This is a genomic window from Burkholderia sp. 22088, from assembly GCF_052045915.1.
GTDB lineage: Bacteria > Pseudomonadota > Gammaproteobacteria > Burkholderiales > Burkholderiaceae > Burkholderia > Burkholderia cepacia.
Window position 1 is genome coordinate 327,094 of record NZ_JBQEPY010000008.1, and the last position, 24,582, is coordinate 351,675.

Below are 24,582 nucleotides of genomic sequence, written 5' to 3' on the forward strand. Positions count from 1 at the left end.
GCCATGGACGAACCCGTTCGACGTGAAGAGGGCGCGACCGACGCGCTGAAGCGACGCCATGTCGACCTGCTCGTGCACGGCGGCACGGCGATGACACCCAACTGTGCCGAGCAGGTCGACGTCGCGTGCGTGGATGGCCGTGTCGTCGCGCTGGGTGCGTTGCATGGCACGTGGAGCGCCGACGTTCTCCTGGATGCCGGCGGCCTGCATGTGCTGCCGGGCGTCGTCGACAGCCAGGTGCATTTCCGCGAACCGGGCCTGACGCACAAGGAGACCATCGAGGCCGGCACGCGCGGCGCGGTGCTCGGCGGCGTCACGACGATCTTCGAGATGCCCAACACGCATCCGCTGACGCTGACCGCGCAGGATCTGCAGGCCAAGCTGGAACGCGCGCGCGGCCGCGCGTGGTGCGACCACGCGTTCTACATCGGCGGCTCGGCCGCGAACGCCGAACGGTTGCCGGCGCTTGAAGCGCTGCCGGGCTGCGCGGGCGTGAAGGTCTTCATGGGCAGTTCGTTCGGCGACCTGCTGGCCGACGACGAAGCCGTGTTGCGCCGGATCGTGCGCAACGGGCGGCGGCGCATGGCCGTGCACGCGGAGGACGAAGCGCGGCTGCGCGCACGCCGGGCGCTCGTCGAAGCAAGCGGCGACGTGCGCGACCATCCGCGCTGGCGCGACGTGCAAAGCGCGCTGGAGGCGACGCGGCGCATCGTCGCGCTGGCCGCCGAGACGGGCCGCCGGCTGCATGTGTTGCACGTGTCCACCGCCGAGGAAATGGCGTTGCTCGCGCGGCACCGGCAGCGCGTGACCGTCGAGGTCACGCCGCATCACCTGAGCCTGCATGCCCCCGATTGCTACGAACGGCTCGGCACGTTCGCGCAGATGAATCCGCCGGTGCGTGAACGGCATCATCGGGACGCGCTGTGGCAGGCCGTTCGCGACGGCGTGGTCGACGTGATCGGCAGCGATCACGCGCCGCATACGCGCGACGAAAAACGCCGGCCCTATCCGCAGTCGCCGAGCGGGATGACCGGCGTGCAGACGCTGCTGCCGCTGATGCTCGATCACGTGCACGCGGGCCGCGTGAGCCTCGAACGACTGGTCGACCTGACCAGCGCCGGGCCGGCGCGCGTCTTCGGCATCGCGGGCAAAGGACGCATCGCGGTGGGCTACGACGCCGATTTCAGCATCGTCGACCTGCGCGCGCGGCGGATCATCCGCGACGAATGGATCGCCAGCGTCAGCGGCTGGACGCCGTACGACGGGTGCGCGGTCACGGGCTGGCCCGTGCACACGGTCGTGCGCGGGCAGGTCGTGGTGCGAGACGGCGCGCTGAACGGGGAGCCGCAGGGGCAGGCCGTCACGTTCCTGGACGCCTAGATCGGCAGGCGAACCGTCTGCTTGATGCGCTTCAGCGGAATCTCGGTTTCGACGTTGCGCACGCCTTCGATCTGCGTGAGCGTGTCCATCTGGAAGCGCTGGTAGTCGTCGAGATCGCGGGCGATCACGCGCAGCAGATAGTCGTAGCTGCCGGCCATCAGGTGGCATTCGAGCACTTCGGGCGCCTGCTCCATCTCGCGCGCGAAGCGTTCGACCGTCGTCTTGTCCTGGCGCTCCAGCGTGACGCGCACGAACGCCGTGAATCGCAGGTCGACGGCGGCCGGGTTCAGCAGCGCGACATACGCGTCGATCACGCCCTGTTCCTCGAGCAGGTGAACGCGGCGCAGGCAGGGCGTGGCGGACAGCCCGGCCTGTTGCGCGAGTTCGGCATTCGTCTGGTTCGAATTCCGTTGCAACGCACGCAGAATGCGCCGGTCGATTGCATCCAGTTTGATTGGCATTTTTTACTACTCGAGCGGTGAATGCTAGAGAATAGCGCCAAAACTGATAGTCAAAGTAGCCGAATACGCATCCAATCTCCATGGGAAGGCGCCGATAATCCGACGACAGGCCGGGCGATTCCCGTCCGCCGGCAATCCCGTTCAGGAGCTATCCCATGTCGCATCTATCCTGGCTGCCGTTCATCGCAACGTCGCTGCTGATCATCGTCACGCCGGGCCAGGACATGGTGCTCGTGATGTCACGTACGCTGTCCGACGGCACGCGCGCGGGCCTCGTGACCGCCGCGGGCGTCAGCGTCGGGCTGCTCGTGCACACGATGCTCGCGACGCTCGGGCTGGGCGCGCTGCTGCAGGCATCCGAATGGCTGTTCACGGCGCTGAAGGTGGTCGGCGCGTTGTACCTGCTGTACCTCGGCATCACGCTGTTGCGCTCGTCGGGCGAACTGACGCTCGCGAGCGGCGACGGCGCGCAGGCATCGCGGCTGCGTACGTTCGCGCAAGGCGCGCTGTCCAACGTGTCGAATCCGAAGGTCGCGCTGTTCTATCTGGCGTTCCTGCCGCAGTTCGTGCCGGCGGGCGCCGCGCATCCGATGCTGTCGCTGTTCGTGCTGGGCGCGACCTTCGCGGGCCTGACGTTTCTCGTCAAGGGGCCGGTTGCGGTGTTCGCCGGCCTGCTGTCCGCATCGATCCGCCGCAACCCGCGGATATTGACGCGCATGCACCGCGTCAGCGGGGTGGTGCTGCTGGGGCTCGGGGTGAAGCTGGCGCTCGAGCGCCGCTGATGGCGGGGCGCTCGTGCGCGTGTCGTCGCGCGCGTGGCCGCATTCGAACCGAGCACCACGGAATTCGCGTCGGCCGCATTCGCGCCTTCGCCGATGGCGACCGCATTCACCGCGGAGGCCGTCGCGCGGGCGATCGCGACGCTGCCGGTCGCGGATGCCGAGCTGTCGATGCCGAGCGCAACTGCATCGGCAGCACCGGCGTTGGCCTGGAAGCCGGCGTTCGTGTGCCGCTTTCCTTCACGCTCCGTTGCGCACGCGTTATTGCGCCGGCAAAGCGTCCGCGAGCGCCCGCATTGCTTCCACCGTCTCCGGATTCGCGGGGAAAAACGCCTCGATCGCGAGTTCCGACAGCGTCACGTCGACCGGCGTGCCGAACACCGTCGTCGTGCTGAAGAACGTCAGTTCGCCGGCCGCCGTGCGCAGCCGCAACGGCACGGCGATATCCGCGAAGTCGGTGCGCGCATGCGTGTCGTCGGGCTGGCCGGCCGGTGCCGGATACGCGGCGAGTTCGTCGCGTAGCGTGTGCAGCGCGCGGTCGCCGCTCGCATCGATCTGCCGCTGCAGCCGATGCAGGATGTGCGCGCGCCACTCGTGCCAGTTGACGATCTGCGACGCGAGGCCGTCCGGATGCAGGCTCAGCCGCAGCACGTTGACGGGCGGTTGCAGCAGCGACGGATCGGCCTGCGCGACCAGCGCGCCGAGCATCCGGTTCGCGGCGAGCAGCGTCCAGTGACGATCCACGGCGAGCGCCGGGTAGGGCTCGTGGCCGCGCAGCACGGCTTCCACCGCATGGCGCGCGGCATCGAGCTGCGGATCCGAAAACGGCCGTTCGCGGAACAGCGGCGCGAAGCCGGCCGCGACGAGCAGCGCATTGCGTTCGCGCAGCGGCACGTCGAGACGCTCCGCGAGATGCAGCACCATCTCGCGGCTCGGCTGCGCGCGGCCCGATTCGACGAAGCTCAGGTGGCGCGCGGAAACGTCCGCGTCGAGCGCGAGCGCCATCTGGCTCAGGCGCCGGCGTTGCCGCCACGTGCGCAGCAGCGGGCCGATGCCGGACGCGCGGCCGGCGGACGGGGAGGGCGAGTGGAGGGCGGCGGTCGGGTTCATGCAGCAGATGATAGGCAATCCCGAGTGCCTTGGGCATTACCTGCGACGTAAGCATCGCGCCTCCCCCGGGCGTGTCGCGGCGCTGCGTTACCATAGCCCCCGTGCCAACTGAGAGACGACGCCGGACCCGCGATTGAAAACGCAAGGGCCGACGCCGTGCATATTTACGACAAGGCATTCCAGGGGAATCCAACAATGAAAAAACTTGCCGTCCGGCTCGCCTGCATGGCGACGCTTGCATTCACCGCGATCAGCGGCCACGCGCAGACCGAAGCCGCGCAGGTGGAAATGAGGGCCGCGGCCGCCGCCGCCAACGACGCGGTCGTGAAGGGCCCGACCGATATCGATGTGAAACACGAAGCCGTGCTGAAGCTGAAAGCCGGCGAATCGTTCGTGCCGGCCGCCGAAGCCGGCCGCTACCTGCGCTCGATGGGCAACTCGATCGACGAAACTAGGCTGGTCGGCCTCGTGCTGCCCGACGATCCCGACGCCGACTGGATCTCGGTCGTGTCGTTCGAGCCGAGCGGCTATATCCGCGACGACGACGCGAAGGACTGGAAACCCGACGAGCTGCTGAAGAGCCTGCAGGCCGGCACCGAGGAAGACAACCCCGGGCGCAAGGAGCGCGGCCTGCCCGAAACCGAGGTGGTCGGCTGGGCGAAGGCGCCTGCGTACGACGCGGCCACGCACCGGCTCGTGTGGTCCGCGATCATCCGCGACAAGGGCGCGGCCCCGAACGCCGAGAACGACGGCGTGAACTACCGGACGCTCGTGCTCGGCCGCGACGGCTACCTGTCGCTGACGATGGCGTCGACGCTCGCCGATCTGCCGAAATACAAGGCGTCGGCCGACGAACTGCTGTCGAACATCAGCTTCAACGACGGCAAGCGCTACGCCGATTTCAACAAGTCGACCGACCACGTCGCCGAGTATGGCCTCGCGGCGCTGATCGTCGGCGTCGGCGCGAAGAAGCTCGGCCTGCTCGCGTTGATCGGCGCGTTCGCGGTGAAGTTCTTCAAGGTGGGCGCGGTTGCGCTGCTGGCCGGCGGCGCCGCGCTGAAACGCTTCTTCGGGCGCAAGCCGAAGCCGGCCGCGGTGCCGGCCGTCGCCGATGCATCCGGCATGTCCGATGCATCCGCCACGGAGCGCAAGGAATGACGAAGCTGTTGCTGCTGATCTTCGGCGGCCTCAAGCTCGGCAAGGTGCTCGTGTCGGCGGGCACCATGCTCGCGTCGATCGCGGTCTACGCGCTGTTCTACGGCTGGCGGTTCGCGGCCGGTTTCGTGGCACTGCTGCTGGTGCACGAGGCCGGCCACTACGTGGCCGCGCAGCGGCGCGGGCTCGACGTCGGGCTGCCGACCTTCATCCCGTTCGTCGGCGCGTGGATCCAGCTGAAGGAGATGCCGCACGACGCGGAAACCGAGGCGTACGTCGGGCTCGCCGGGCCGTTCGTCGGCACGCTCGGTGCACTGGCCTGCTACGCGGCCGCGCGCCACTACGACAGCAACCTGCTGCTCGCGCTGTCGTACACGGGCTTCTTCCTGAACCTGTTCAACATGATTCCGCTGTCGCCGTTCGACGGCGGGCGGATCACCGCGGTGCTGTCGCCGCGCATCTGGTTCGCGGGCGTGCCCGTGCTGATCGCGCTGTTCGTGTATCGGCCGAGCCCGCTGCTGATCGTGATGGCGATCCTCGCGCTGCCGCAGCTCAAGCGCGCGTGGCGCTACGATCCCGATGCGCCGGAGAATCGCGTGTACTACGCGACGTCGATCGAGACGAAGACGACGTACGCGCTCTGCTACGTCGGCCTGCTCGCGTTCCTCGCGCTGATGACGTCCGGCGTGCACGACATGCTGCGCGTCGCGCATTCCGCGGCCTGACGCCAAAACGGCGGCCGCTGTTACGCGGCCGCCGTCGTTTCCCTTTTCCTTCTTTTTGCCGAATCTCACGCGTCGCGATGCCGTAGCTCGACGCGCCTGATGTCCTTCACGATCACGAGATAGCTGAACACGGTGACGAGCGCGTTCAGCCCGACGAACACGAGTGCGCCGTTGAACGAGCCGCTCGCGCCGACGAGATAGCCGATCGCGATCGGCGCGACGATGCCGGCCGTGTTGCCGAACATGTTGAACAGGCTGCCCGACAGGCCGATCGCTTCCTTCGGCGCGGTATCGGCGACGACGGCCCAGCCGAGCGAGCCGATGCCCTTGCCGAAGAACGACACGGCCATCAGCACGATCACGAGCGCTTCGCTGTCGACGTAGTTGCAGCCGATGATGACCATCGACAGCGCCATCCCGCCGACGATCGGAATCTTGCGCGCGAGCGTGAGCAACACGCCGCGACGGATCAGCCCGTCCGACAGCATTCCGCCGAGCACCCCGCCGAGGAACCCGCAGATCGCGGGCAGCGACGTCATGAAGCCGGCCTTCAGCAGCGACATCCCGCGCGCCTGCACGAGGTAGATCGGGAACCACGTGAGAAAGAAATAGGTGAGCACGTTCACGCAGTACTGGCCGAGATACACGCCGATCAGCATCCGGTTCGACAGCAGCTGGCGCACGTAGTACCAGCCCGCCACGCGGCGGCCTTCCGAGCGCAGGCCGTCGGTGCCGCGCACGGTCGTGCGCACGAGGCCGCCGCCCTGCTCGATGTGCTCGAGCTCCGCGCGGTTCACGGCCGGATGGTCGGCCGGATCCTTCACGACCCGCAGCCACAGGAACGCGAGCGCGATGCCCGCGAGGCCGAGCCACAGATACACCTGGTGCCAGCCGTACGCATGCGTGAGCCACGCCATCAGCGGCGAGAACACCACGGCCGCGAAGTATTGCGCGGCGTTGAAGATCGCGGACGCCGTGCCGCGCTCGGCGGTCGGGAACCAGCTCGCGACGACTTTCGCGTTCGCGGGAAAGGCGGGGGCCTCGGCGATGCCGACCGCGAAGCGCATCGCGAACAGCGCGGCCACCGCGAACGCGGCGCTGCCGCCGAGCCCGATCGTGCCCTGCAGCAGCGTGAACGCCGACCACAGGAAGATGCTGGCCGCGTACACGCGGCGCGCGCCGAAGCGGTCGAGCAGCCAGCCGCTCGGCAGTTGCGCGAGCACGTACGCCCAGCTGAACGCCGAGAAGATGTAGCCCATCGTCACCGGGTCGATGCCGAACGCCTTGCGGATCGGCGTGCCGGTGATCGACAGCGTCGCGCGATCCGCATAGTTGAGCGTCGTGACGACGAACAGCATCGCCAGGATCCAGTAGCGCACGGCGGTCCGGCGCGCGGTGTGCGCGAGGTCGAGCGGAAGATCGCGAGGGGTGGTCTGATTCGGCACTTTAATGTACGTCGTCGTATGACATGGTGCGGAGTTTATGTGGGTTGGTCGACCCCGGAAACCTCGGGTTTTCCCGTTGGGCACGACACAAAACGTCCACCATTTGGGCATGGGCCGAATAAATAAGGGATTCGCGCATTGTGTGGCAAGATCGATGACCCGCGTGAATCGCAAAATCATGTCGGCAGACATCGTATCTGCTGGGCTACAATGAGCCCATCATTCCCGAACCACGGAGCACACCCATGCAACTGACAGGAGAGATGCTGATCGGCGCCGAAGCGGTCGCCGGCTCGGCCGGTACCTTGCGCGCGTTCGACCCGTCGAAGGGCGCACCGATCGACGCGCCGGCATTCGGCGTCGCGGCGCAGGCCGACATCGAGCGTGCATGCGAACTCGCGCGCGACGCGTTCGACGCGTACCGCGCGCAGCCGCTCGCGGCCCGCGCGGCGTTTCTCGACGCGATCGCGGATGAAATCGTCGCGCTCGGCGACGCGCTGATCGAGCGCGCGCACGCTGAAACAGGCCTGCCCGTCGCGCGGCTGCAGGGTGAGCGCGGCCGCACCGTCGGCCAGCTCCGGCTGTTCGCGCGTGTCGTGCGTGACGGCCGCTTCCTCGCCGCGTCGATCGATCCCGCGCAGCCTGCCCGCACGCCGCTGCCGCGCTCGGACCTGCGGCTGCAGAAAGTCGGGCTCGGGCCCGTCGTCGTGTTCGGTGCGAGCAATTTCCCGCTCGCGTTCTCGGTGGCCGGCGGCGATACGGCGTCGGCGCTCGCGGCCGGCTGCCCGGTGATCGTGAAGGCGCACGAGGCGCACCTCGGCACGTCCGAACTGGTCGGCCGCGCGATTCGCGCCGCCGTCGCGAAAACCGGGATGCCGGCCGGCGTGTTCTCGCTGCTGATCGGCCCAGGCCGCGTGATCGGCGCGGCGCTCGTCGGCCATCCGGCGGTCCAGGCCGTCGGCTTCACGGGGTCGCGGCAGGGCGGCATGGCGCTCGTGCAGATCGCGAATGCCCGCCCGCAGCCGATTCCCGTCTACGCGGAAATGAGCAGCATCAACCCCGTCGTGCTGTTCCCGGCGGCGCTCGCCGCGCGCGGCGACGCGATCGCGACGGGTTTCGTCGATTCGCTGACGCTCGGCGTCGGCCAGTTCTGTACCAATCCGGGCCTCGTGCTCGCGATCGACGGCCCCGATCTCGACCGCTTCGAATCCGTTGCCGCGCAGGCGCTCGCGAAGAAGCCGGCCGGCGTGATGCTCACGCCCGGGATCGCCGATGCGTATCGCCATGGCCGCGGCAAGCTGGCCGAATTGCCGGGCGTGCGCGAAATCGGCGCGGGCGAGGCCGCGCAGACCGACTGCCAGGCCGGCGGCGCGTTGTACGAAGTCGGCGCGCAGGCGTTCCTGGCCGAGCCGGCGTTCAGCCACGAAGTGTTCGGGCCGGCGTCGCTGATCGTGCGCTGCCGCGATCTCGACGAAGTCGCGCGCGTGCTCGACGCGCTCGAGGGCCAGCTCACGGCGACGCTGCAGATGGACGCCGACGACAAGCCGCTGGCCCGCCGGCTGCTGCCGATCCTCGAACGCAAGGCCGGGCGCCTGCTCGTGAACGGTTACCCGACCGGCGTCGAGGTGTGTGACGCGATGGTGCACGGCGGGCCGTTCCCCGCGACGTCGAACCCGTCCGTCACGTCGGTCGGCGCGACGGCGATCGAGCGTTTCCTGCGCCCGGTGTGCTACCAGGATTTCCCGGACGATCTGCTGCCGGAAGGGCTGCAGGAGAAGAATCCGCTCGCGATTCCGCGGCTGCGGGACGGGAAGGCGGAGTGACGGGCGGCGACGATTGAGCGTGTGATTTCCGGCGGCCGGTGCGTCGGGGGCGGTGCCGGCACGCGGAAACCAAAAGGCGGATGTGGCCGGTGGGCCGCTTCCGCCTTTTTTGCATGGCGGGTTTCGGTGCTGACGGGTTTGTTCGAAGTGTCGACAAGAATCATGTCGGGGCAGCATGGAAGTCGGCGGTCGGAGCAGCGGCCTCGGGGTACGTGACTGCCGTGGATCTTGCCGTCTTCCCCGTCACCCGGTTTTCTCCTACAGTAGCGAAGCCTCGGGCCAGCCGGCCCGCAGGCGAGCCTGAGAGACCGACAAAAGACAACGAGGGAACCCCCGATGAACATCAACAAGCGTGGCGATCACCTGTTCGCGGCCGGATTGTGGAAAGCGATCGGCGACGTCGCGAAATCCGTGCGCACCCAGGTCGGCCAGTACAGCGAAGGGCGCGTGCTCGCGAACGCGCTGCTGGAATTCCAGCGCGACCTGGGCGGCAGCGAATTCGACGTGACGATCAACCAGGGGCGCGTCGTCACGGGCGCCGACGCGCATTCGCTCGTGTTCGGGCAAGCCGTGCGCCGTTTCCGGCAGGACATGGAAGCGCTGGTGTTCGCGCTCCAGTACCGGCGCGGCATCGACGAACGCGACCCGGGCCTGCGCACCGAAGCACTGCTGCAGGCGAACAGCCAGCTCGCGACCGCGAAGCAGTCGGCGACGATCACGGTCGGCCGGTTCTTCGATGCGGTCGTCGACCGCGACGTGCTCGGGCAGATTCTCGACGGCGAATCGAATGCACGCGCGCGGGCGGGCACACAGGGGCAGATCGAGGCGACGCGGGTCAGGCTCGCGAACGTGCGCCACCGGATCGTCGGAATCATCGCGCAGATGTGACGCGGCCGGACGGCCTGCGAGGCGGGGTGGCGTCATGCGAAGCGCTGCGCCGGAGCCGGCACCCGTTGCGGCGGATGGGTGCGCGGATACTACTGCGAACGGTCGAGATACCGTCGAACCGGCACGCGACGCGACAACCGGCCTGGGGGGGGCCGATCAAGGCGCCGCGCAGGCCGTACCCGCTTACTGCGGGCCCATCTTCTTGATCAGCACGTCGAGTTCGGCCGCTTCGGCCTCGGTGAGGTCGACGAGCGGCGCCCGCACGGGGCCCGCGTCGTGGCCGACGAGCTTCGCGCCCGCCTTCACGATGCTGACCGCATAACCCGCGCGGCGGTTGCGGATCTTCAGGTACGGCAGGAAGAACGTGTCGAGCAGGCGACCGACCGTCGCGTGGTCGTCCTTCGCGATCGCTTCGTAGAACTCCATCGCCGTCTTCGGGATGAAGTTGAACACGGCCGACGAATACACCGGCACGCCGAGCGCCTTGTACGCGGCGGCATAGACTTCGGCCGTCGGCAGGCCGCCGAGATACGCGAAGCGGTCGCCGAGGCGGCGGCGGATCGTCACCATGCTTTCGATTTCGCCGACGCCGTCCTTGAAGCCGATCAGGTTCGGGCAACGATCGGCGAGGCGCTCGAGCATGTCGGCGTTCAGCTTCGAATTCGCCCGGTTGTACACCACGACGCCGATCTTCAGTGCGCGGCACACCTGCTCGACATGCTCGGCGATCCCTTCCTGGCTGGCTTCGGTCAGGTAGTGCGGCATCAGCAGCACGCCGCTCGCGCCGAGGCGCTCGGCCTCCTGCGCATATTCGATCGCGACGCGCGTCGCGCCGCCCGCGCCGGCGAGGATCGGCACCTTGCCCTTGCAGGTTTCCGTCGCGACGCGGATCACGTCCGAATACTCGCGCTGCGTGAGCGAGAAGAATTCACCGGTGCCGCCGGCCGCGAACAGCGCGCTCGCACCGTACGGCGCGAGCCATTCCAGGCGCTCGGCATAGGTGGACGGGCGGAAGCTGCCGTCGGCGTCGAAGTCCGTCAGCGGAAAGGACAGCAGGCCGTGGGAGATGATCTGTTTGAGTTCTTGCGGTGAAGTCATGGTCGGGTCGTCCGTCTAGCGCGAGTGCTGGTTCGTCGGGAACGGCATACGAGCCAAATTGGCGATGTCGTTGTATGTCATCGTACAACGAGGGAAAGGACCACGCAAGCGGTTTGCTGGCGGGTAAATGATAGGGTCTTTCCGGATAAGGGTTTACGCAGCATCGCCGGCCAGAGTTGAATGTCGTATGATGACTAACAATATGGCCGACAGCCTCCAGGATTTCCGATGACTGCTTCCCCGCTCTACATCCGTGTGCATCCGGACGACAACGTCGCGATCGTCGTCAACGACGGCGGCCTGCCCGAGGGCGCGACGTTCGCCGACGGGCTGACGCTGCGCGAAGGCGTGCCGCAGGGGCACAAGGTCGCGCTGGTCGATCTCGCGGCCGGCGACCCGATCGTCCGCTACAACGTGGTGATCGGTTATGCGCTGGCCGAGCTGCGACGCGGCAGCTGGGTCAACGAGCGCACGATGCGCATGCCCGAGCCGCCGGGGCTCGACAACCTGCCGCTCGCGACGCGTGCCGCGCCGCCTCTGCCGCCGCTCGAAGGCTATACGTTCGAGGGCTTCCGCAATGCCGACGGCTCGGTCGGCACGCGCAACATCCTCGCGATCACGACGACCGTGCAGTGCGTGTCGGGCGTCGTCGAGCATGCGGTGCGGCGGATCAAGGCCGAGCTGCTGCCGCGCTACCCGAACGTCGACGACGTGGTCGGGCTCGAGCACACGTACGGCTGCGGCGTCGCGATCGACGCGCCCGACGCCGACATCCCGATCCGTACGCTGCGCAACATCAGCCTGAATCCGAACTTCGGCGGCGAGGTGATGACCGTGAGCCTCGGCTGCGAGAAGCTTCAGCCCGAGCGCCTGCTGCCGCCCGGCGCGATTCCGGTGGCGGCCGACGGCGCCGGCGACAACGGCGGTGTCGTGTGCCTGCAGGACGCCGCGCACGTCGGCTTCAACTCGATGATCGACTCGATCATGAAGATGGCCGAATCGCATCTCGAGCGGCTGAACCGCCGCCGCCGCGAGACGTGCCCTGCGTCGGATCTCGTCGTCGGCGTGCAGTGCGGCGGCAGCGACGCGTTCTCGGGGCTCACCGCGAATCCGGCCGTCGGCTTCGCGGCCGACCTGCTGGTGCGCGCGGGCGCGACGATCATGTTCTCCGAGGTGACGGAAGTGCGTGACGGTGTCGCGCAGCTCACGTCGCGTGCGGCGAACGAGGACGTTGCGCGCGAGATCATTCGCGAGATGGACTGGTACGACCGTTACCTGCAGCGCGGCCGCGTCGACCGCAGCGCGAACACGACGCCCGGCAACAAGAAGGGCGGCCTGTCGAACATCGTCGAGAAGGCGATGGGCTCGATCGTGAAGTCGGGCAGCGCGCCGATCGCTGGTGTCGTGCGTCCCGGCGATCGCGCGAAGCAGAAGGGGCTGCTTTATGCGGCGACGCCCGCGAGCGACTTCATCTGCGGCACGCTGCAGCTCGCGGCCGGGATGAACCTGCACGTTTTCACGACCGGCCGCGGCACGCCGTACGGCCTCGCACAGGTGCCGGTGATCAAGGTCGCGACGCGCAGCGATCTCGCGCGCCGCTGGCACGACCTGATGGATCTCGACGCGGGGCGGATCGCGACCGGCGCGGCGACGATCGAGGACACCGGCTGGGAACTGTTCCGGCTGATGCTCGACGTCGCGAGCGGCAAGCGCCGCACGTGGGCCGAGCAGTGGAAGCTCGCGAATGCGCTGACGCTGTTCAATCCGGCGCCGGTGACCTGACGCGCGCGGCCGATGCCGCCGGACGATGCGGGCGCCCGACGGCGCCCGTTTTCATTGCGGCGATCGTTATGCGATGTCGATCGGCAGCGACAGCCCGACCTTGACGCGCGACATCACGACCATCGTTTCGAAGTGACGAATGTTGTGGTGCTGCCGGAATACGCGCGTGGAAAACTCCTCGTAGTGGTCGATGTCGCGCATCGCGATCATCAGCACGAAATCGGCGCGCCCCGTCACCACATAACACTGCATGACTTCCGGCAGCGACTTCAGGAACCGCTTGAATTCGTCGAGCAGGTCGACCCGTTCGCGCTCGACCTGCACGAGGACGAGCATCGTCAACGGGAGGCCGACCTTGGTCGGATCGACGACGGAAACGTCCTGCTGGATATAGCGCTCGTCGCGCAGCCGCTTCACGCGGCGCAGGCATGCGGGCGGGCTCAGGCCGATCTCGGCGGCGAGCGCCTGGTTGGTGATCTGGTTGTCGTGCTGGAGGCGGGCGAGGATCCGCAGGTCGAAGTCGTCGAGCGGTGTGGCGGCGGGATTCATCGGATTTCCTTCGGAGAGAAAAAACGAAACAAACTCGCGAATGATGCCGCCCGATGTTTATCGGATTTCGCGACGGCTGCCGATAATCGTAGCACCCGTCAACGATGAAGCTGCGAGGAAAACATCATGCGTTTCCGACATCTGCTGCTGGCGCCGCTCGTGCTGCTGGTGCCACTTGTGTCGCTTGTACCGGCCGTTCCCGCGTTCGGCGCGGATACGGTCGTCGTGGGTTTTGCCGGCGCGCTCACGGGTGCGCAGGCGCATTTCGGCGAGGACAGCGCGCGCGGCATTCGGCTCGCGATCGACGAAATCAACGCGGCGCATCCAGGCGTCGCCGGGCATCCGGTCACGTTCGTGCTCGACGCGCAGGACGACCAGGCCGACCCGAAGGTCGCGACGACGGTCGCGCAGCGCTTCGTCGATACGCACGTCAGCGCCGTGATCGGCCACCAGAATTCGGGGACGTCGATCGCCGTCGCGCGGCTCTACGCGACGGCGAACATCGCGGAGCTCACGCCGTCGGCCACCAATCCGGCGTTCACGCGTCTCGGCTATCGCACCACGTTCCGGATGCTCGCGAACGACGACTTTCTCGGGCAGGCAGTCGCGCGCTATGCGGTCGAGCAGTTGCACGCGCGCCGCATCGGTGTCGTCGACGATCGCACGGCCTACGGGCAGGGCATCGCGGACGTGTTCGCCGGCGGGCTCGGGAACACGGGCGCCGCCGTGGTCGCACGCGAATACACGACCGACAAGGCGTTCGACTTCGGCGCGCCGCTGACGCTGCTCAAGGGCCGTGCGCCCGACGCGATCTTCTTCGGCGGCATGGACACGCAGGGCGGGCCGATGCTCAAGCAGATGAAGAAGCTGCGGATCGCCGTGCCGCTGCTGGGCGGCGACGGTCTGTGCACGCACGAGATCCTGAAACTGGCCGGCGATGCACTCGACGGCAACCTCGTGTGCGCGGACGGCGGCCGAAGCCTCGCGAAGATGCCGGGCGGCCCCGCGTTCGCGGCGCGCTTCACGCGGAAGTACGGCGCCCCCGTGCAGCTCTACGCACCGTACGCCTACGACGCGATGATGGCCGTCTACCACGCGGTGATGCTCGCGCAGTCCACCGATCCGGCGAAGATCGTCGACGCGCTGCATCGCGTCGACTTCCAGGGCGTGACCGGCCGGATCGCGTTCGACGCGAACGGCGAGCTGCGTAATCCGGCGGCAACGATTTCGACGTTCAAGGGAGGCAACAAGGTGACTTTGTCGGAGGTAGTGAAATGAATACGCGGATTCTTCCGGTGGGCACCGCATCGCTGCGCGACGTCGCGCGGCCGGTCGGCGACGTTACCGATCCCGCCGTACGCGAAGCCGCCGGCGCACTGCGCGCCGCGCTGCGCGCGTTTCGCGACGAACACGGTTTCGGCCGCGCGGTCGCCGCGCCGCAGATCGGCGTCGGGCAACGGATGATCGCGCTCGCGCTGGACGGCTGGCCCGACGTGATCGTGAACCCCGAAATCGTGTGGCGCAGCGACGCGCGGATGACGCTGTGGGACGACTGCATGTGCTTTCCCGACCTGTTCGTGCGTGTCGAGCGCCACGCATCGGTGAGCGTGCAGTACACGACGCTCGATGGCGAGCTGCATCGGCGCGACGCGCTGTCGCCCGATGTGTCGGAGCTGATGCAGCACGAGATCGACCATCTCGACGGCAAGCTGTCGTTCGATCGCGCGGCGGGGCCGAATGCGGTCGTGCATCGCAGCGTGTTCGACGCCGATCGCGCGTCGTTTGTCGCGCAGGTCGACTACGCGCCGCACGCGCCCGACGTGAAACGTACGGCGCCGGAGAGCATTCAGTCCGCCGAAGCATCCGCGTATCCGCCGGGCGCCGCGTACATGAATGGCCGCTTCGTTCCGATCGCCGACGCGCGCGTGTCGGTGCTCGACTGGGGTTTCCTGCATTCGGACGTCACGTACGACACCGTGCACGTGTGGAACGGCCGCTTCTTCCGCCTCGACCGGCACATCGCGCGGTTCAGGCGCTCGCTGGCGAGGCTGCGGCTGGACGTGCCGTTGGGCGACGACGCGCTGCGCGACATCCTCGTCGAATGCGTGCGCCGCTCGGGCCTGCGCAACGCGTACGTCGAAATGCTGTGCACGCGCGGCGTATCGCCCACCTTCAGCCGCGACCCGCGCGACGCGGTGAACCAGTTCATCGCGTTCGCGGTGCCGTACGGCTCGGTCGCGAACGAGCGGCAGTTGCGCGAGGGCCTGCACCTGCATCTGGTCGACGACGTGCGGCGGATTCCGCCCGAATCGGTCGATCCGCAGATCAAGAACTACCACTGGCTCGACCTCGTCGCCGGGCTGCTGAAGGGGTATGACGCGGGTGCGGAGTCGGTCGTGCTGAAGTGCACGGACGGCAGCATCGCCGAAGGGCCCGGGTTCAACGTCTTCATCGTGCGCGACGGCCGGCTTCGGACGCCCGAGCGCGGCGTGCTGCACGGCATCACGCGGCAGACCGTGTTCGAGCTGGCGGCGTCGATGGGCATCGACGCGCAGGCCGGCCGCGTCGACGATGCGCAACTGCGCGAAGCCGACGAGGTGTTCATCACGTCGACGGCCGGCGGGATCATGCCCGTCACGCGGCTGAACGGCGCACCGATCGGCGACGGCCGGCCGGGCCCGATGACGCGCCGGCTGTTCGACGCGTACTGGGCGAAGCACGAGGATCCGGCGTGGAGCCTGGCGGTCGACTACGCGGCCAACTACGCGGCCGGCTGATCGCGGCGGCGCGGGCGCGATTTCCTTACCTCGTACGTAATCGACCGCCCGCGCGAGGCCGGCGACGATGACGGCACGCGAATACGAAACACGCAACGTTCGCGACCTCGTCCCCTCATCGACACAAGGAGCCTCGCCATGAACACCGCTCAATCCGCTTTGTCCGCCTCGTCCATTCACGCCGACCTGATCGACCGCTACTTCGACGCATGGAACGAACCCGACGTCGCGCGCCGCCGCGCGCTGATCGACGCGACCTACGCGAGCGACGCGGCCTATCGCGATCCGTTGATGGCCGGCGACGGCCACGCGGGCATCGACGCAATGATCGCGGCCGTGCAGGCGCGCTTCCCCGCGTTCCGTTTTCGCCGCACGACCGACGTCGACGCGTTCGGCCAGCACCTGCGGTTCTCGTGGGCGCTCGTGTCGCCCGACGGCGCGGCGATCGTGAAGGGTTCGGACTTCGGCACGGTCGACGCGTCCGGCCGCCTCGCGACGGTCACCGGTTTCATCGACGAGATGCCGGCCGCGGCGCCGTGACGCGAGCGATGCATGCGCAACGGCCACCGGGATCGGGTAACGTTATGCGATTCGTTCCTGATCCCGGAGACTAGCCGACATGCTGAAGAATCTCGACCCGCTGCTGCACGCCGACATCCTGCACACGCTGCGTGCGATGGGGCACGGTGACGAAATCGCGATCTGCGATGCGAATTTCCCGGCGGAATCCGTCGCGGAGCACACGGTGGTCGGCCGCGCGTTGCGCATCGACGGCGCCGATTCCGCGCGCGTCGTGCGCGCGGTGCTGTCCGTGCTGCCGCTCGACACGTTCGTTGACACACCCGCATGGCGGATGGAAGTCGTCGGCGACGCAGCCGCGGTGCCGCCCGTGCAGCGCGAGGTGCAGGCCGAGATCGACCGCGCGGAAGGGCGCGCGGTGCCGCTCGCGGGCATCGACCGTTTCGCGTTCTACGAGCGCGCGCAGCAGGCCTACGCGGTGATCGTCACCGGCGAGCTGCGCGGCTATGGCTGCTTCATCTTCAAGAAAGGCGTGTTGTTGAGCGACGCGGGCTAAACGCGTTTTTCAGTGCGTCGAGCCGCCGGCGCGGCCGCCGCAGTGTAAAGATTTGCTACAACCTTTTTCTTGGACACGGCGAAAAGACCCTCTATGCTGGCCCATTTGCCGCGCCCCCTCCCGGGCCGCGCGGCGTCGAACCGCCCGGGCGCGCCCGGGGCAAGCGGCCGAATTGCATACGAGGAGAGAGGCATGACGCGTACCGTCGATTCCGGCGTCATTTTTTTCGCACGCCTGGCGCTGGCGGCGTTGTTCTTGTGGGGCGGCATCATGAAGCTGCTCGGCTACAGCGATTTCATCGCGTATCTGCACGGAATGAACGTGCCCTATCAACAGGTCGTCGCGCCGATCGTCGTCGCGATCGAGGGGCTCGGCGGCCTGCTGCTGATCGTCGGCTACAAGGTACGGCCGCTCGCGTTGCTGATGGCGGTCTACACGATCGCGACCGCGATGGTCGGGCACAATTTCTGGGACGCGACGAGCGCCGCCGTTCAGCACGACATGGTGATTCACTTCTGGAAGAACGTCGCGATCGCCGGCGGGTTCCTGCTGCTGTTCGTCACCGGCGCCGGCGGCGCGAGTATCGACGCGCTGCGCCGGCCGAGTTCGTCGTACGGCGTGCTGCGTTGAACCGGGCCGACTCGCGCCGCCAGGCCGAGGCAAGGCAAAAGGGCCGAATCCCGCACGCCGCGGGATTCGGCCCTTCGTTCATCAAGCGGGCGCCGGCGTTCAGTGCGTGCCTTTCACGTCCTTCACGTCCTTCGCATCCTTCGAGAACTGCACGGCGATCGCGCCGAGCACGCAGATCGCCGCGACGTACACGACCGGCGCGAGCGGATTCGATTTCATCATCAGCGACACGATCACCGGCGTGAGGCCGCCGAAGATCGCATACGCGACGTTGTACGAGAACGAGATGCCCGAGAAGCGCACGACGGCCGGGAAGCTCTTGACCATCACGAACGGCACCGCGCCGATCGTGCCGACCATGAAGCCCGCGATTCCGTAGTAGAGCGGCAGCGTCGACGCATCGGCCGCGACCTGCACGAACAGCAGGTAGTAGCACGCGGCCAGCCCGATGCCGCCGATGCCGAGCACGCGCTTCGCGCCGATCCAGCCCGCGAGCGAACCCGCGGTGATGCAGCCGGCGGTCAGGCACAGCGTTGCGACGCTGTTCGCGAACAGCGTCGTCGCGGGCGTCAGGTGGAACTGCTTCTGCAGCAGCGCGGGCGTCATCAGGATCACGACGACGATCGCGGCCGACAGCATCCACGTGAGCAGCATCGACACGATCACCGCGCGGCCGTGGTCGCGCAGCACGGCCTTCAGCGGAATCTCGGCCGCGAGCGCCTTCTTCGCCTTCATTTCGGCGAACACCGGCGTTTCATGCAGCCAGCGACGCAGGTACACGGAGAACAGGCCGAACACGCCGCCGAGCAGGAACGGGATGCGCCATGCGAACGCGGCGACTTCGGCGGTCGAGTAACGGCTGTTGATGCCGGCGGCGACGAGCGAGCCGAGCAGGATGCCGGCCGTCAGGCCCGCGGTCAGCGTGCCGCATGCATAGCCGATATGACGCGACGGCACGTGCTCGGACACGAACACCCACGCGCCCGGCACCTCGCCGCCGACTGCCGCGCCCTGCAGCACGCGGAACAGCAGCAGCAACACCGGCGCGAGGATGCCGATCGTGTCGTAGGTCGGCAGCAGGCCCATCAGCAGCGTCGGCACGGACATCATCAGCACGCTCAGCGTGAACATCCGCTTGCGGCCGAACAGGTCGCCGAAGTGCGCCATGATCACGCCGCCGAGCGGACGCGCGAGATAGCCGGCCGCGAAGATGCCGAACGTCTGCAACTGGCGCAGCCAGTCGGGAATGTCGTGCGGGAAGAACAGTTGCCCAATCGCCGGCGCGAAGAACACGAAGATGATGAAGTCGTAGAACTCGAGGGCGCCGCCGAGTGCGGCAAGGCCAAGGGTCTTGTAGTCGCTGCGCGTGAGCGCGCGTTCGGCGGCGCGAGGCACGCCGCTCAATTCGGAAGCTTGCATGGTCAGGACGATCGGTTTTCGAATGTTGTTGTCGGTGCTGCGTCTCCAGGGCCCGCTATCGGCATGGACTGACAAGGCGCGGCTTGCATCGTCGAAGCGTGTCGTGTGCCGGGTGAGGCGCGCAACACGCGCCGCCGCACCGGGATGGGGCACGGCAGGGACGAAGCGTCAAAGCGGGTGGGAGGATTCTACAGGAGCGCGAAATGCGTGCGCGGGTGGGCGACGGGGAAGGCTTCGGAGCGTGCGGCCGGGGCCGGGGCAAAAGCGCGCGCGGCGCGGGCGGCCGGTGAGCCGCCGACGCGCCGCGCGGGGCCGGGTTGCGTATCAGTTGCCGGCGATCGTATCGACCGGCTTGAACGTGCCGCGCTCGACCTTGTAGATCGTCACCGGCGCATCCTTCAGGTCGCCCTTCGCGTCGTACGCGATGCTCGGGGCCGACACGCCCTTGACCGACACCTTGCCGAGATACGGCGTGTACACCTTCGGGTCGGTCGAGTTCGCGTCCTTCATCGCGGTGAGCAGCGCGATCGTGCCGTCGTACGAGTACGGCGAGTAGGTGATCACGTCTTCGTTGAAGCGCGCCTTGTAGCGTGCCGCGTAGCCGGCGAAGCCCGGCATCTTCTCCTTCGGCAGCCCGCCCATGTAGACGATCGCGCCTTCGGCCGCGTCGCCGCCGACCTTCAGGAACGTCGGCGAGCGCGACATCTCGCCCGTCACGAACGCCGACTTCATCCCGAGCTGGCGCATCTTGCGGATCATCGGCGACGATTGCGCGTCGCCGCCGCCGTAGAAGATCGCGTCCGGGTTCATCCCCTTGAGGTTGGTCAGGATCGCGGAGAAATCGAGCGCCTTGTCGTTCGTGAAGTCGCGCTTGATGATCGTGCCGCCCGCCGCCTCGACGGCCTTCGCGAATTCGTCGGCGATGCCCTGGCCGTAGGCCGTGCGGTCGTCGATGATCGCGATGCGCTTGAAGCGCAGCGTCTTCACCGCGTACGTGCCGACGATGCGGCCTGCTTGCGCGTCGCTCGTCAGCAGCCGGTAGGTCGTCTTGTAGCCGCGCGCGGTGTATTGCGGCGACGTGGCCATCGAGATCTGCGGCAGCCCCGCGCGATCGTACAGGTCGGACGCGGGAATGCTCGTGCCCGAGTTGAAGTGCCCGATGATCCCGCGGACGTTGTCGTCGATCAGCCGCTGAGCGACGGTCGTGCCCGTGCGCGGGTCGGCCTGGTCGTCCTGCGAATCGAGCTGGAACGTGACGGGCTTGCCGCCGATCGTCGGACGCGTCGCGTTGAAATCGGCGATCGCGAGCTGCACGCCCTTCTGCATGTCCGTGCCGTAGTTCGACTGCGGGCCGGTCAGCGGTGCGGCGAAACCGATCTTGACGACGTCGGCGGCAATGGCGTGCGCGCCCGACAGTGCGCAGGCAGCGGCCAGCGCGACGTGCGATACCTTCAGCTTCACTTTCACTTCCCCTTGATGGCGTGGTTGGGCCGCCGCCGGCTGGCGGGCCGGCACCGGTAAACCGGGCGAGACGGTTCGGTCGGCAGGCCGATGCGAGGGCCGTGCGTGCTTGCCGCGTGCTGCCCGGGCTGTGCCGGAATCGGCGCGTGTGGTGGCCGATGCCGCAGGCCCTGCACGCCGGTCGCTGCCGCGGCGGAAGGTCGTCTCGTGACCGTGAAGCGAAGTCTAGACAGCGAAAATGCGTGCGTCTTGCGCGTTCGGTGCGCGGCCGGCGACGATATCGGCATATCGTCGATAACCCTGATATATGCCGAAATCGTCATGCCGAATGCGCAAACGCGCCAAGACGCTGTACGGTTGCATTTTTATGCTGGCGAGTTCGAGCACGCGGTGCCGGTGAGCCAGTGCGCTCACGGCAGGCCGGCATCGGCGCATGCGGATTTGCGGCCGGCCGCTGCATGCGCGGCGCAGTGGTTGTGCACGCAACGTATGTTGCGTGTCGAAGCCGGTCGGCGCGACGGCGCGACGTGATGGCTGCCGCCAGCTTGCCCGCCCTTGCGATCGGCGCGACGCGATCGGAGGGGCGCTTCTATAATCGACGCCATCTGCCACTCGCATTGCGGTTGCCGGGATGACGACCTTGCCAGCCGTACCGCCCATGAGCCTGTCCGATACGTTGCGCCACCAGCCCGACAACGCCGATCTCGGCGCGATGCTCGCGCACTTCCGCCTGCTCGAACCGGTGTTCGATGCGCTGCCGGACGTCGCATTCTTCGTGAAGGACGCGAACGGCCGCTACGCGCTCGTCAACCGCACGCTGGCGATGCGCTGCGGCTACAAGGACAAGCGTGACCTGCTCGGCAAGACGGCCGACGAAGTGTTTCCGCGCCGCTTCGGCCGCAGCTATTTCGAGCAGGACATGGCGACGATCAACGCGGGCCAGCAACTGATGGACCAGCTCGAGCTGCACCTGTATCCGGGCCGCCAGCCGGGCTGGTGCCTGACCTGCAAGGAGCCGCTGCGCGATGCCGCAGGCAGGGTGGTCGGCCTCGCGGGCATCTCGCGCGACCTGAAGGCGCACGAGGGATCGCACCCGGCGTACAGCCGGCTCGCCGACGTGGTCCAGCACATCCAGGATCACTACGTACAGCCGCTGAACCTGAAGCAGCTCGCGCAGATGGCCGGGATGTCGGTCGCGCAGCTCGAACGCTACTTCCACAAGGTGTTCCACCTGACGCCGCGCCAGGTGCTGCTGAAGACGCGGCTGGATGCGGCCACCGCGCTGCTCGTCACGCACGACAAGGTGACCGACGTCGCGGCGCTATGCGGCTATACGGATCACAGCGCGTTCACGCGCCAGTTCAAGGCGACGGTCGGCGTGACGCCGACGGAATACCGGTTGATGCTGCAGGAGCGGGCGGGGTGACGCGACACGTCGAACGGGCCGGCGAGTCGCAGGGATCGGGGCGATACGGGGAAACGGTGAAGCGGTGAAAACCGCGGCTCAGCGGTAGCCGAGCCCTTTCAGGACGGCGGTGCCGTTTTCGGTCAGCCGGAAGCTGGGGGCCGTATCGGCGTCGAGCTTGACCATCTCGACGAGGCCGGCTTCCTGCAGCGCAGGCAGTTCGGGTTTGGCGTTCGCGCCGATCGGTGCGTGCAGCAGCACGAGCAGCGTCGCGATTTCATGATGGCTGAGCAGGCGGCGCAGCATCGTCTTCTTTGCAGGGGGCGCGGCCGGGCGGCCCGCGGGTGCTTCTACGGCGCTCATCGCTTTCCTCCTTTTCGAGATAACTATCGGGTACTGGTTGCGGATGGTGCCGTCGAAGACTTAAGCGATTCTTAAAACTGCGGCCGCGGACCGTATGCTGCGCTGCGGTACGGGTTACCGGATGTAACGTGAGACGGGCGCGGTTTCCGGCCCGATCGCGGCAAGCCGCGCGGGCGGGTGCGCTGCCGCGCGATTCACCGCGATGGTGCGCGCGGGATGCGGCCCTTTGAATCGGCCGCGGGGCCGCGAATGTGATTCGGCCCCGAAATCCAGATTCGTCTCTTTCGCTTATTTCCTGTGCTGCGCCTGTGCGGCCAGGCGCACGGCTGCGTTTGCCGCCCCGTAGCCGTCGTATCCGCCGCGCCGCTCGACGATCTCGAGCGAGAAGCGGTTGTCGACCAGTTCTGTATACGCGTGCAGGAATTCGCCGCCGTGCTCGTCGCGGTCGTACAGCAGGTGATGCGTGCTCAGTGTGTCGATCAACTCGTCCGGCAGTGCGTAGCGTGCGGCGAGATCGTCGTAGTAGTTCGGCGGAATGCGCAGGAACGGAATGCCGTCGGCCGCGAACGCGGCGATCGTCTTCACGATGTCGTCCGTGCGGAACGCGACGTGGTTCAGCCCCGTGCCGTGGTAGCGGTCGAGCGATTCGGCGACCGCCGTGTGCCGGTCGACCGACGCGTTCAGCGCGATCCGCACCGAACCGTCGGCGCTGCGCACCGCGCGGCTGCGCATCAGCCCGTACGGGTCGGGCACGAGCCAGCTGCGTTCGGCCTCGAAGCCGAATGCCGTCTTGAAGAACAGGATCCACGTATCGAGCGCGTCGGCCGGCAGCGCCAGGCACACGTGATCGATACCCGTCAGCGGGCCGACCTCGCTCGGGCCGTCGATGTCGGTCAGCACGAAGTCCGATTCATACAGCGTCGGCGCGTTCGGCGCTTCGTCGACGAAATACTCGAGGCTGCCGTCCGGCGCCTGCACGCTCGGCAGCACGCGTTCGTTCGGCCCGACGCGGCCGGAGAACGGCGCATAGCCGAAACCGGCCGCACGCTCGAACGCCACTTTCGCGTCGTCGACGCGGAATGCGGAAGCACACAGCGACAGCCCGTGCTGCTGGAAGAACGCATCGGCGAACGAGTCGCGCTCCGCGTTCAGCACGATCGACGCGGCGCCGTGCTGGAACAGCGTCACGTCCTTCGACCGATGCCGGCCCGCGAGCCGGAAGCGCATCCGGCCGAGCCATTCGCCGACGGTTGCCGCGGCCTGTGCGTCGACCGCGAATTCGATGAACTGGAACCCGACGTGCGCGGGCGGCGCCGGCGGCGCGAACAGCGGCTGGCTGGCGGCCGGCGCGCGGCCGTCCCGCGCGAGCTGCTCGCGTGTCAGTTCTTCCAGGTAGAGCAGCGAGCGATGGCCGTCGGCGGCCGTGATCGCGGTCGGCGCCGCGCGGAAGCCGTCGTTGAAGATCTCGAGCGACAGCGGCCCCGTGTAGCCCGATTCGATCACGCGCGCGGTGAAGCGCGCGAGGTCGAAGTCGCCCTGGCCCGGGAACGAGCGGAAATGGCGGCTCCATTCGAGTACGTCCATCGCGAGCTTCGGCGCATCGGCGATCTGCACGAACGCGATCCGGTCGCCGGGGATGTCGGCGATCGCGTCCGGAGAATCGTCGAGCGACAGCGTATGGAAGCTGTCGAGCGCGAGGCCGAGGTGCGGGCTGTTCACGGCATTCACGAGTTTCCACGCATGGCCGTACCGCTTCACGACTCGGCCCCACGCGAGCGCTTCGTACGCGGCGACCACGCCGGCTTGCCGCGCGGCTTCCGCGAGCGCGCCGAGCTGGTCGACGAGCAGCCCGTCGTCGGCGATCGTGTCGGCCGACACGTTGCTGCACACCAGGATGCGGTCGGTGCCGAGCGCATGCATGACGTCGAACTTGCGCTTGATGCGATCGAGGTTGCGGGCGAGCTGGGCTGCGCTCACGCCCTCGAAGTCACGAAACGGCTGGAACAGCACGATGTCGAGGCCGAGATCGGCGGCCATGCGCCGGACGTCGGCCGGCGATCCGTCGAAGTAGACGAGGTCGTTTTCGAAGATTTCGACGCCGTCGAAGCCGGCGGCCTTGATGGCGGCGAGCTTCCCGGCGAGCGTGCCGGACAGTGACACGGTGGCGATCGAGCGCTGCATGGGCGAATCCTGCGGATGAGCGGGGCACGGCGCCGATCGAATCGACCCTGAATGAACCAGTCGTTGAATTAACGAC

At 67.8% G+C, this 24,582-nt stretch carries 23 protein-coding genes and 1 pseudogene; 13 read left to right on the forward strand and 11 right to left on the reverse strand.

Features of this window, described 5'->3' with window-relative positions:
- The first annotated feature begins 3 nt into the window (after positions 1 to 3).
- The gene (locus ACTJLD_RS17945) at positions 4 to 1,380 is read left to right on the forward strand and encodes a dihydroorotase (RefSeq protein ID WP_440659383.1); all 1,377 of its coding nucleotides are present in this window, start codon (positions 4 to 6) and stop codon (positions 1,378 to 1,380) included.
- On the opposite strand, the gene ACTJLD_RS17950 is transcribed toward ACTJLD_RS17945, so the two are convergent.
- Positions 1,377 to 1,841 (reverse strand): Lrp/AsnC family transcriptional regulator, encoded by a 465-nt coding sequence (locus tag ACTJLD_RS17950; protein WP_059695367.1) that lies wholly within the window; start codon positions 1,839 to 1,841, stop codon positions 1,377 to 1,379. The genes ACTJLD_RS17945 and ACTJLD_RS17950 overlap by 4 nt on opposite strands.
- A gap of 155 nt (positions 1,842 to 1,996) precedes the next feature.
- Here ACTJLD_RS17950 and ACTJLD_RS17955 point away from each other — a divergent pair, with 155 nt between their 5' ends.
- Positions 1,997 to 2,623 (forward strand): LysE family translocator, encoded by a 627-nt coding sequence (locus ACTJLD_RS17955; protein WP_059684161.1) that lies wholly within the window; start codon positions 1,997 to 1,999, stop codon positions 2,621 to 2,623.
- 50 nt (positions 2,624 to 2,673) lie between these two features.
- Here the strand turns inward: ACTJLD_RS17955 and ACTJLD_RS17960 are convergent.
- Positions 2,674 to 2,937: pseudogene (locus ACTJLD_RS17960) on the reverse strand (hypothetical protein); the annotation flags it as partial.
- Positions 2,882 to 3,730 carry a helix-turn-helix domain-containing protein gene (locus tag ACTJLD_RS17965; RefSeq protein ID WP_059695363.1) on the reverse strand — a complete coding sequence of 283 codons (849 nt, stop codon included), beginning with the start codon at positions 3,728 to 3,730 and terminating at the stop codon, positions 2,882 to 2,884. The gene ACTJLD_RS17965 and the pseudogene ACTJLD_RS17960, both read right to left, overlap by 56 nt.
- 195 nt (positions 3,731 to 3,925) lie before the next feature.
- Between ACTJLD_RS17965 and ACTJLD_RS17970 the strand changes: the two genes are divergently transcribed.
- A complete protein-coding gene (locus ACTJLD_RS17970; RefSeq protein ID WP_124918063.1) occupies positions 3,926 to 4,888 on the forward strand; it encodes a DUF2167 domain-containing protein in 963 nt (320 codons plus the stop codon).
- On the forward strand, positions 4,885 to 5,610 hold the full coding sequence (locus ACTJLD_RS17975; protein ID WP_021159298.1) for a site-2 protease family protein: 726 nt from the start codon (positions 4,885 to 4,887) through the stop codon (positions 5,608 to 5,610). Before ACTJLD_RS17970 ends, ACTJLD_RS17975 begins: the two co-directional genes overlap by 4 nt.
- Before the next feature lie 65 nt (positions 5,611 to 5,675).
- Here ACTJLD_RS17975 and ACTJLD_RS17980 read toward each other — a convergent pair whose 3' ends face one another.
- Complete coding sequence (locus tag ACTJLD_RS17980) at positions 5,676 to 7,055, reverse strand: MFS transporter (protein WP_440659384.1); 1,380 nt, start codon at positions 7,053 to 7,055, stop codon at positions 5,676 to 5,678.
- A gap of 245 nt (positions 7,056 to 7,300) precedes the next feature.
- Between ACTJLD_RS17980 and ACTJLD_RS17985 the strand changes: the two genes are divergently transcribed.
- Both ACTJLD_RS17985 and ACTJLD_RS17990 read left to right on the forward strand, forming a co-directional pair.
- Positions 7,301 to 8,878 (forward strand): aldehyde dehydrogenase (NADP(+)), encoded by a 1,578-nt coding sequence (locus ACTJLD_RS17985; protein WP_226153468.1) that lies wholly within the window; start codon positions 7,301 to 7,303, stop codon positions 8,876 to 8,878.
- Positions 8,879 to 9,214: 336 nt separating this feature from the next.
- Positions 9,215 to 9,766 carry a hypothetical protein gene (locus ACTJLD_RS17990; RefSeq protein ID WP_021159300.1) on the forward strand — a complete coding sequence of 184 codons (552 nt, stop codon included), beginning with the start codon at positions 9,215 to 9,217 and terminating at the stop codon, positions 9,764 to 9,766.
- 183 nt (positions 9,767 to 9,949) lie between these two features.
- Here ACTJLD_RS17990 and kdgD read toward each other — a convergent pair whose 3' ends face one another.
- Positions 9,950 to 10,864 (reverse strand): 5-dehydro-4-deoxyglucarate dehydratase, encoded by a 915-nt coding sequence (gene kdgD, locus ACTJLD_RS17995; protein WP_027790500.1) that lies wholly within the window; start codon positions 10,862 to 10,864, stop codon positions 9,950 to 9,952.
- A 228-nt stretch (positions 10,865 to 11,092) separates the two neighbouring features.
- On the opposite strand from kdgD, the gene garD reads away from it, so the two are divergent.
- Complete coding sequence (garD, locus tag ACTJLD_RS18000) at positions 11,093 to 12,646, forward strand: galactarate dehydratase (RefSeq protein ID WP_059695353.1); 1,554 nt, start codon at positions 11,093 to 11,095, stop codon at positions 12,644 to 12,646.
- 66 nt (positions 12,647 to 12,712) lie between these two features.
- Here the strand turns inward: garD and ACTJLD_RS18005 are convergent, their stop codons facing one another.
- Complete coding sequence (locus ACTJLD_RS18005; protein ID WP_027790502.1) at positions 12,713 to 13,195, reverse strand: Lrp/AsnC family transcriptional regulator; 483 nt, start codon at positions 13,193 to 13,195, stop codon at positions 12,713 to 12,715.
- Between the two features lie 126 nt (positions 13,196 to 13,321).
- Between ACTJLD_RS18005 and ACTJLD_RS18010 the strand changes: the two genes are divergently transcribed.
- The 5 genes from ACTJLD_RS18010 to ACTJLD_RS18030 all read left to right on the forward strand — a co-directional run bounded on the left by ACTJLD_RS18010 (position 13,322) and on the right by ACTJLD_RS18030 (position 17,677).
- On the forward strand, positions 13,322 to 14,473 hold the full coding sequence (locus ACTJLD_RS18010) for a branched-chain amino acid ABC transporter substrate-binding protein (RefSeq protein ID WP_119338098.1): 1,152 nt from the start codon (positions 13,322 to 13,324) through the stop codon (positions 14,471 to 14,473).
- Positions 14,470 to 15,972 (forward strand): aminotransferase class IV, encoded by a 1,503-nt coding sequence (locus ACTJLD_RS18015; RefSeq protein ID WP_081073595.1) that lies wholly within the window; start codon positions 14,470 to 14,472, stop codon positions 15,970 to 15,972. Before ACTJLD_RS18010 ends, ACTJLD_RS18015 begins: the two co-directional genes overlap by 4 nt.
- Positions 15,973 to 16,110: 138 nt before the next feature.
- Positions 16,111 to 16,512: a nuclear transport factor 2 family protein gene (locus tag ACTJLD_RS18020; protein ID WP_124532404.1), complete on the forward strand. Its 402-nt coding sequence runs from the start codon at positions 16,111 to 16,113 to the stop codon at positions 16,510 to 16,512.
- Between the two features lie 79 nt (positions 16,513 to 16,591).
- A complete protein-coding gene (locus ACTJLD_RS18025; protein WP_021159305.1) occupies positions 16,592 to 17,047 on the forward strand; it encodes an RbsD/FucU family protein in 456 nt (151 codons plus the stop codon).
- A 192-nt stretch (positions 17,048 to 17,239) separates the two neighbouring features.
- Positions 17,240 to 17,677 (forward strand): DoxX family protein, encoded by a 438-nt coding sequence (locus ACTJLD_RS18030; protein WP_021159306.1) that lies wholly within the window; start codon positions 17,240 to 17,242, stop codon positions 17,675 to 17,677.
- Between the two features lie 99 nt (positions 17,678 to 17,776).
- On the opposite strand, the gene ACTJLD_RS18035 is transcribed toward ACTJLD_RS18030, so the two are convergent.
- From ACTJLD_RS18035 to ACTJLD_RS18045, 3 genes are all read right to left on the reverse strand, one after another.
- Positions 17,777 to 19,096 carry an MFS transporter gene (locus tag ACTJLD_RS18035; RefSeq protein ID WP_027790506.1) on the reverse strand — a complete coding sequence of 440 codons (1,320 nt, stop codon included), beginning with the start codon at positions 19,094 to 19,096 and terminating at the stop codon, positions 17,777 to 17,779.
- A 324-nt stretch (positions 19,097 to 19,420) separates the two neighbouring features.
- A complete protein-coding gene (locus tag ACTJLD_RS18040; RefSeq protein WP_021159308.1) occupies positions 19,421 to 20,557 on the reverse strand; it encodes a branched-chain amino acid ABC transporter substrate-binding protein in 1,137 nt (378 codons plus the stop codon).
- Positions 20,558 to 20,782: 225 nt separating this feature from the next.
- Positions 20,783 to 21,217 (reverse strand): hypothetical protein, encoded by a 435-nt coding sequence (locus tag ACTJLD_RS18045; protein ID WP_440659391.1) that lies wholly within the window; start codon positions 21,215 to 21,217, stop codon positions 20,783 to 20,785.
- On the opposite strand from ACTJLD_RS18045, the gene ACTJLD_RS18050 reads away from it, so the two are divergent.
- Positions 21,189 to 21,983, forward strand: coding sequence for an AraC family transcriptional regulator (locus ACTJLD_RS18050; protein WP_021159310.1), 795 nt, complete (start codon positions 21,189 to 21,191; stop codon positions 21,981 to 21,983). The genes ACTJLD_RS18045 and ACTJLD_RS18050 overlap by 29 nt on opposite strands.
- Before the next feature lie 78 nt (positions 21,984 to 22,061).
- Here the strand turns inward: ACTJLD_RS18050 and ACTJLD_RS18055 are convergent, their stop codons facing one another.
- Together ACTJLD_RS18055 and ACTJLD_RS18060 are read right to left on the reverse strand one after the other, a co-directional pair.
- Positions 22,062 to 22,325: a hypothetical protein gene (locus ACTJLD_RS18055; RefSeq protein WP_021159311.1), complete on the reverse strand. Its 264-nt coding sequence runs from the start codon at positions 22,323 to 22,325 to the stop codon at positions 22,062 to 22,064.
- Positions 22,326 to 22,613: 288 nt separating this feature from the next.
- Positions 22,614 to 24,506 (reverse strand): bifunctional sugar phosphate isomerase/epimerase/4-hydroxyphenylpyruvate dioxygenase family protein, encoded by a 1,893-nt coding sequence (locus ACTJLD_RS18060; RefSeq protein WP_027790509.1) that lies wholly within the window; start codon positions 24,504 to 24,506, stop codon positions 22,614 to 22,616.
- Between the last annotated feature and the right edge of the window lie 76 nt (positions 24,507 to 24,582).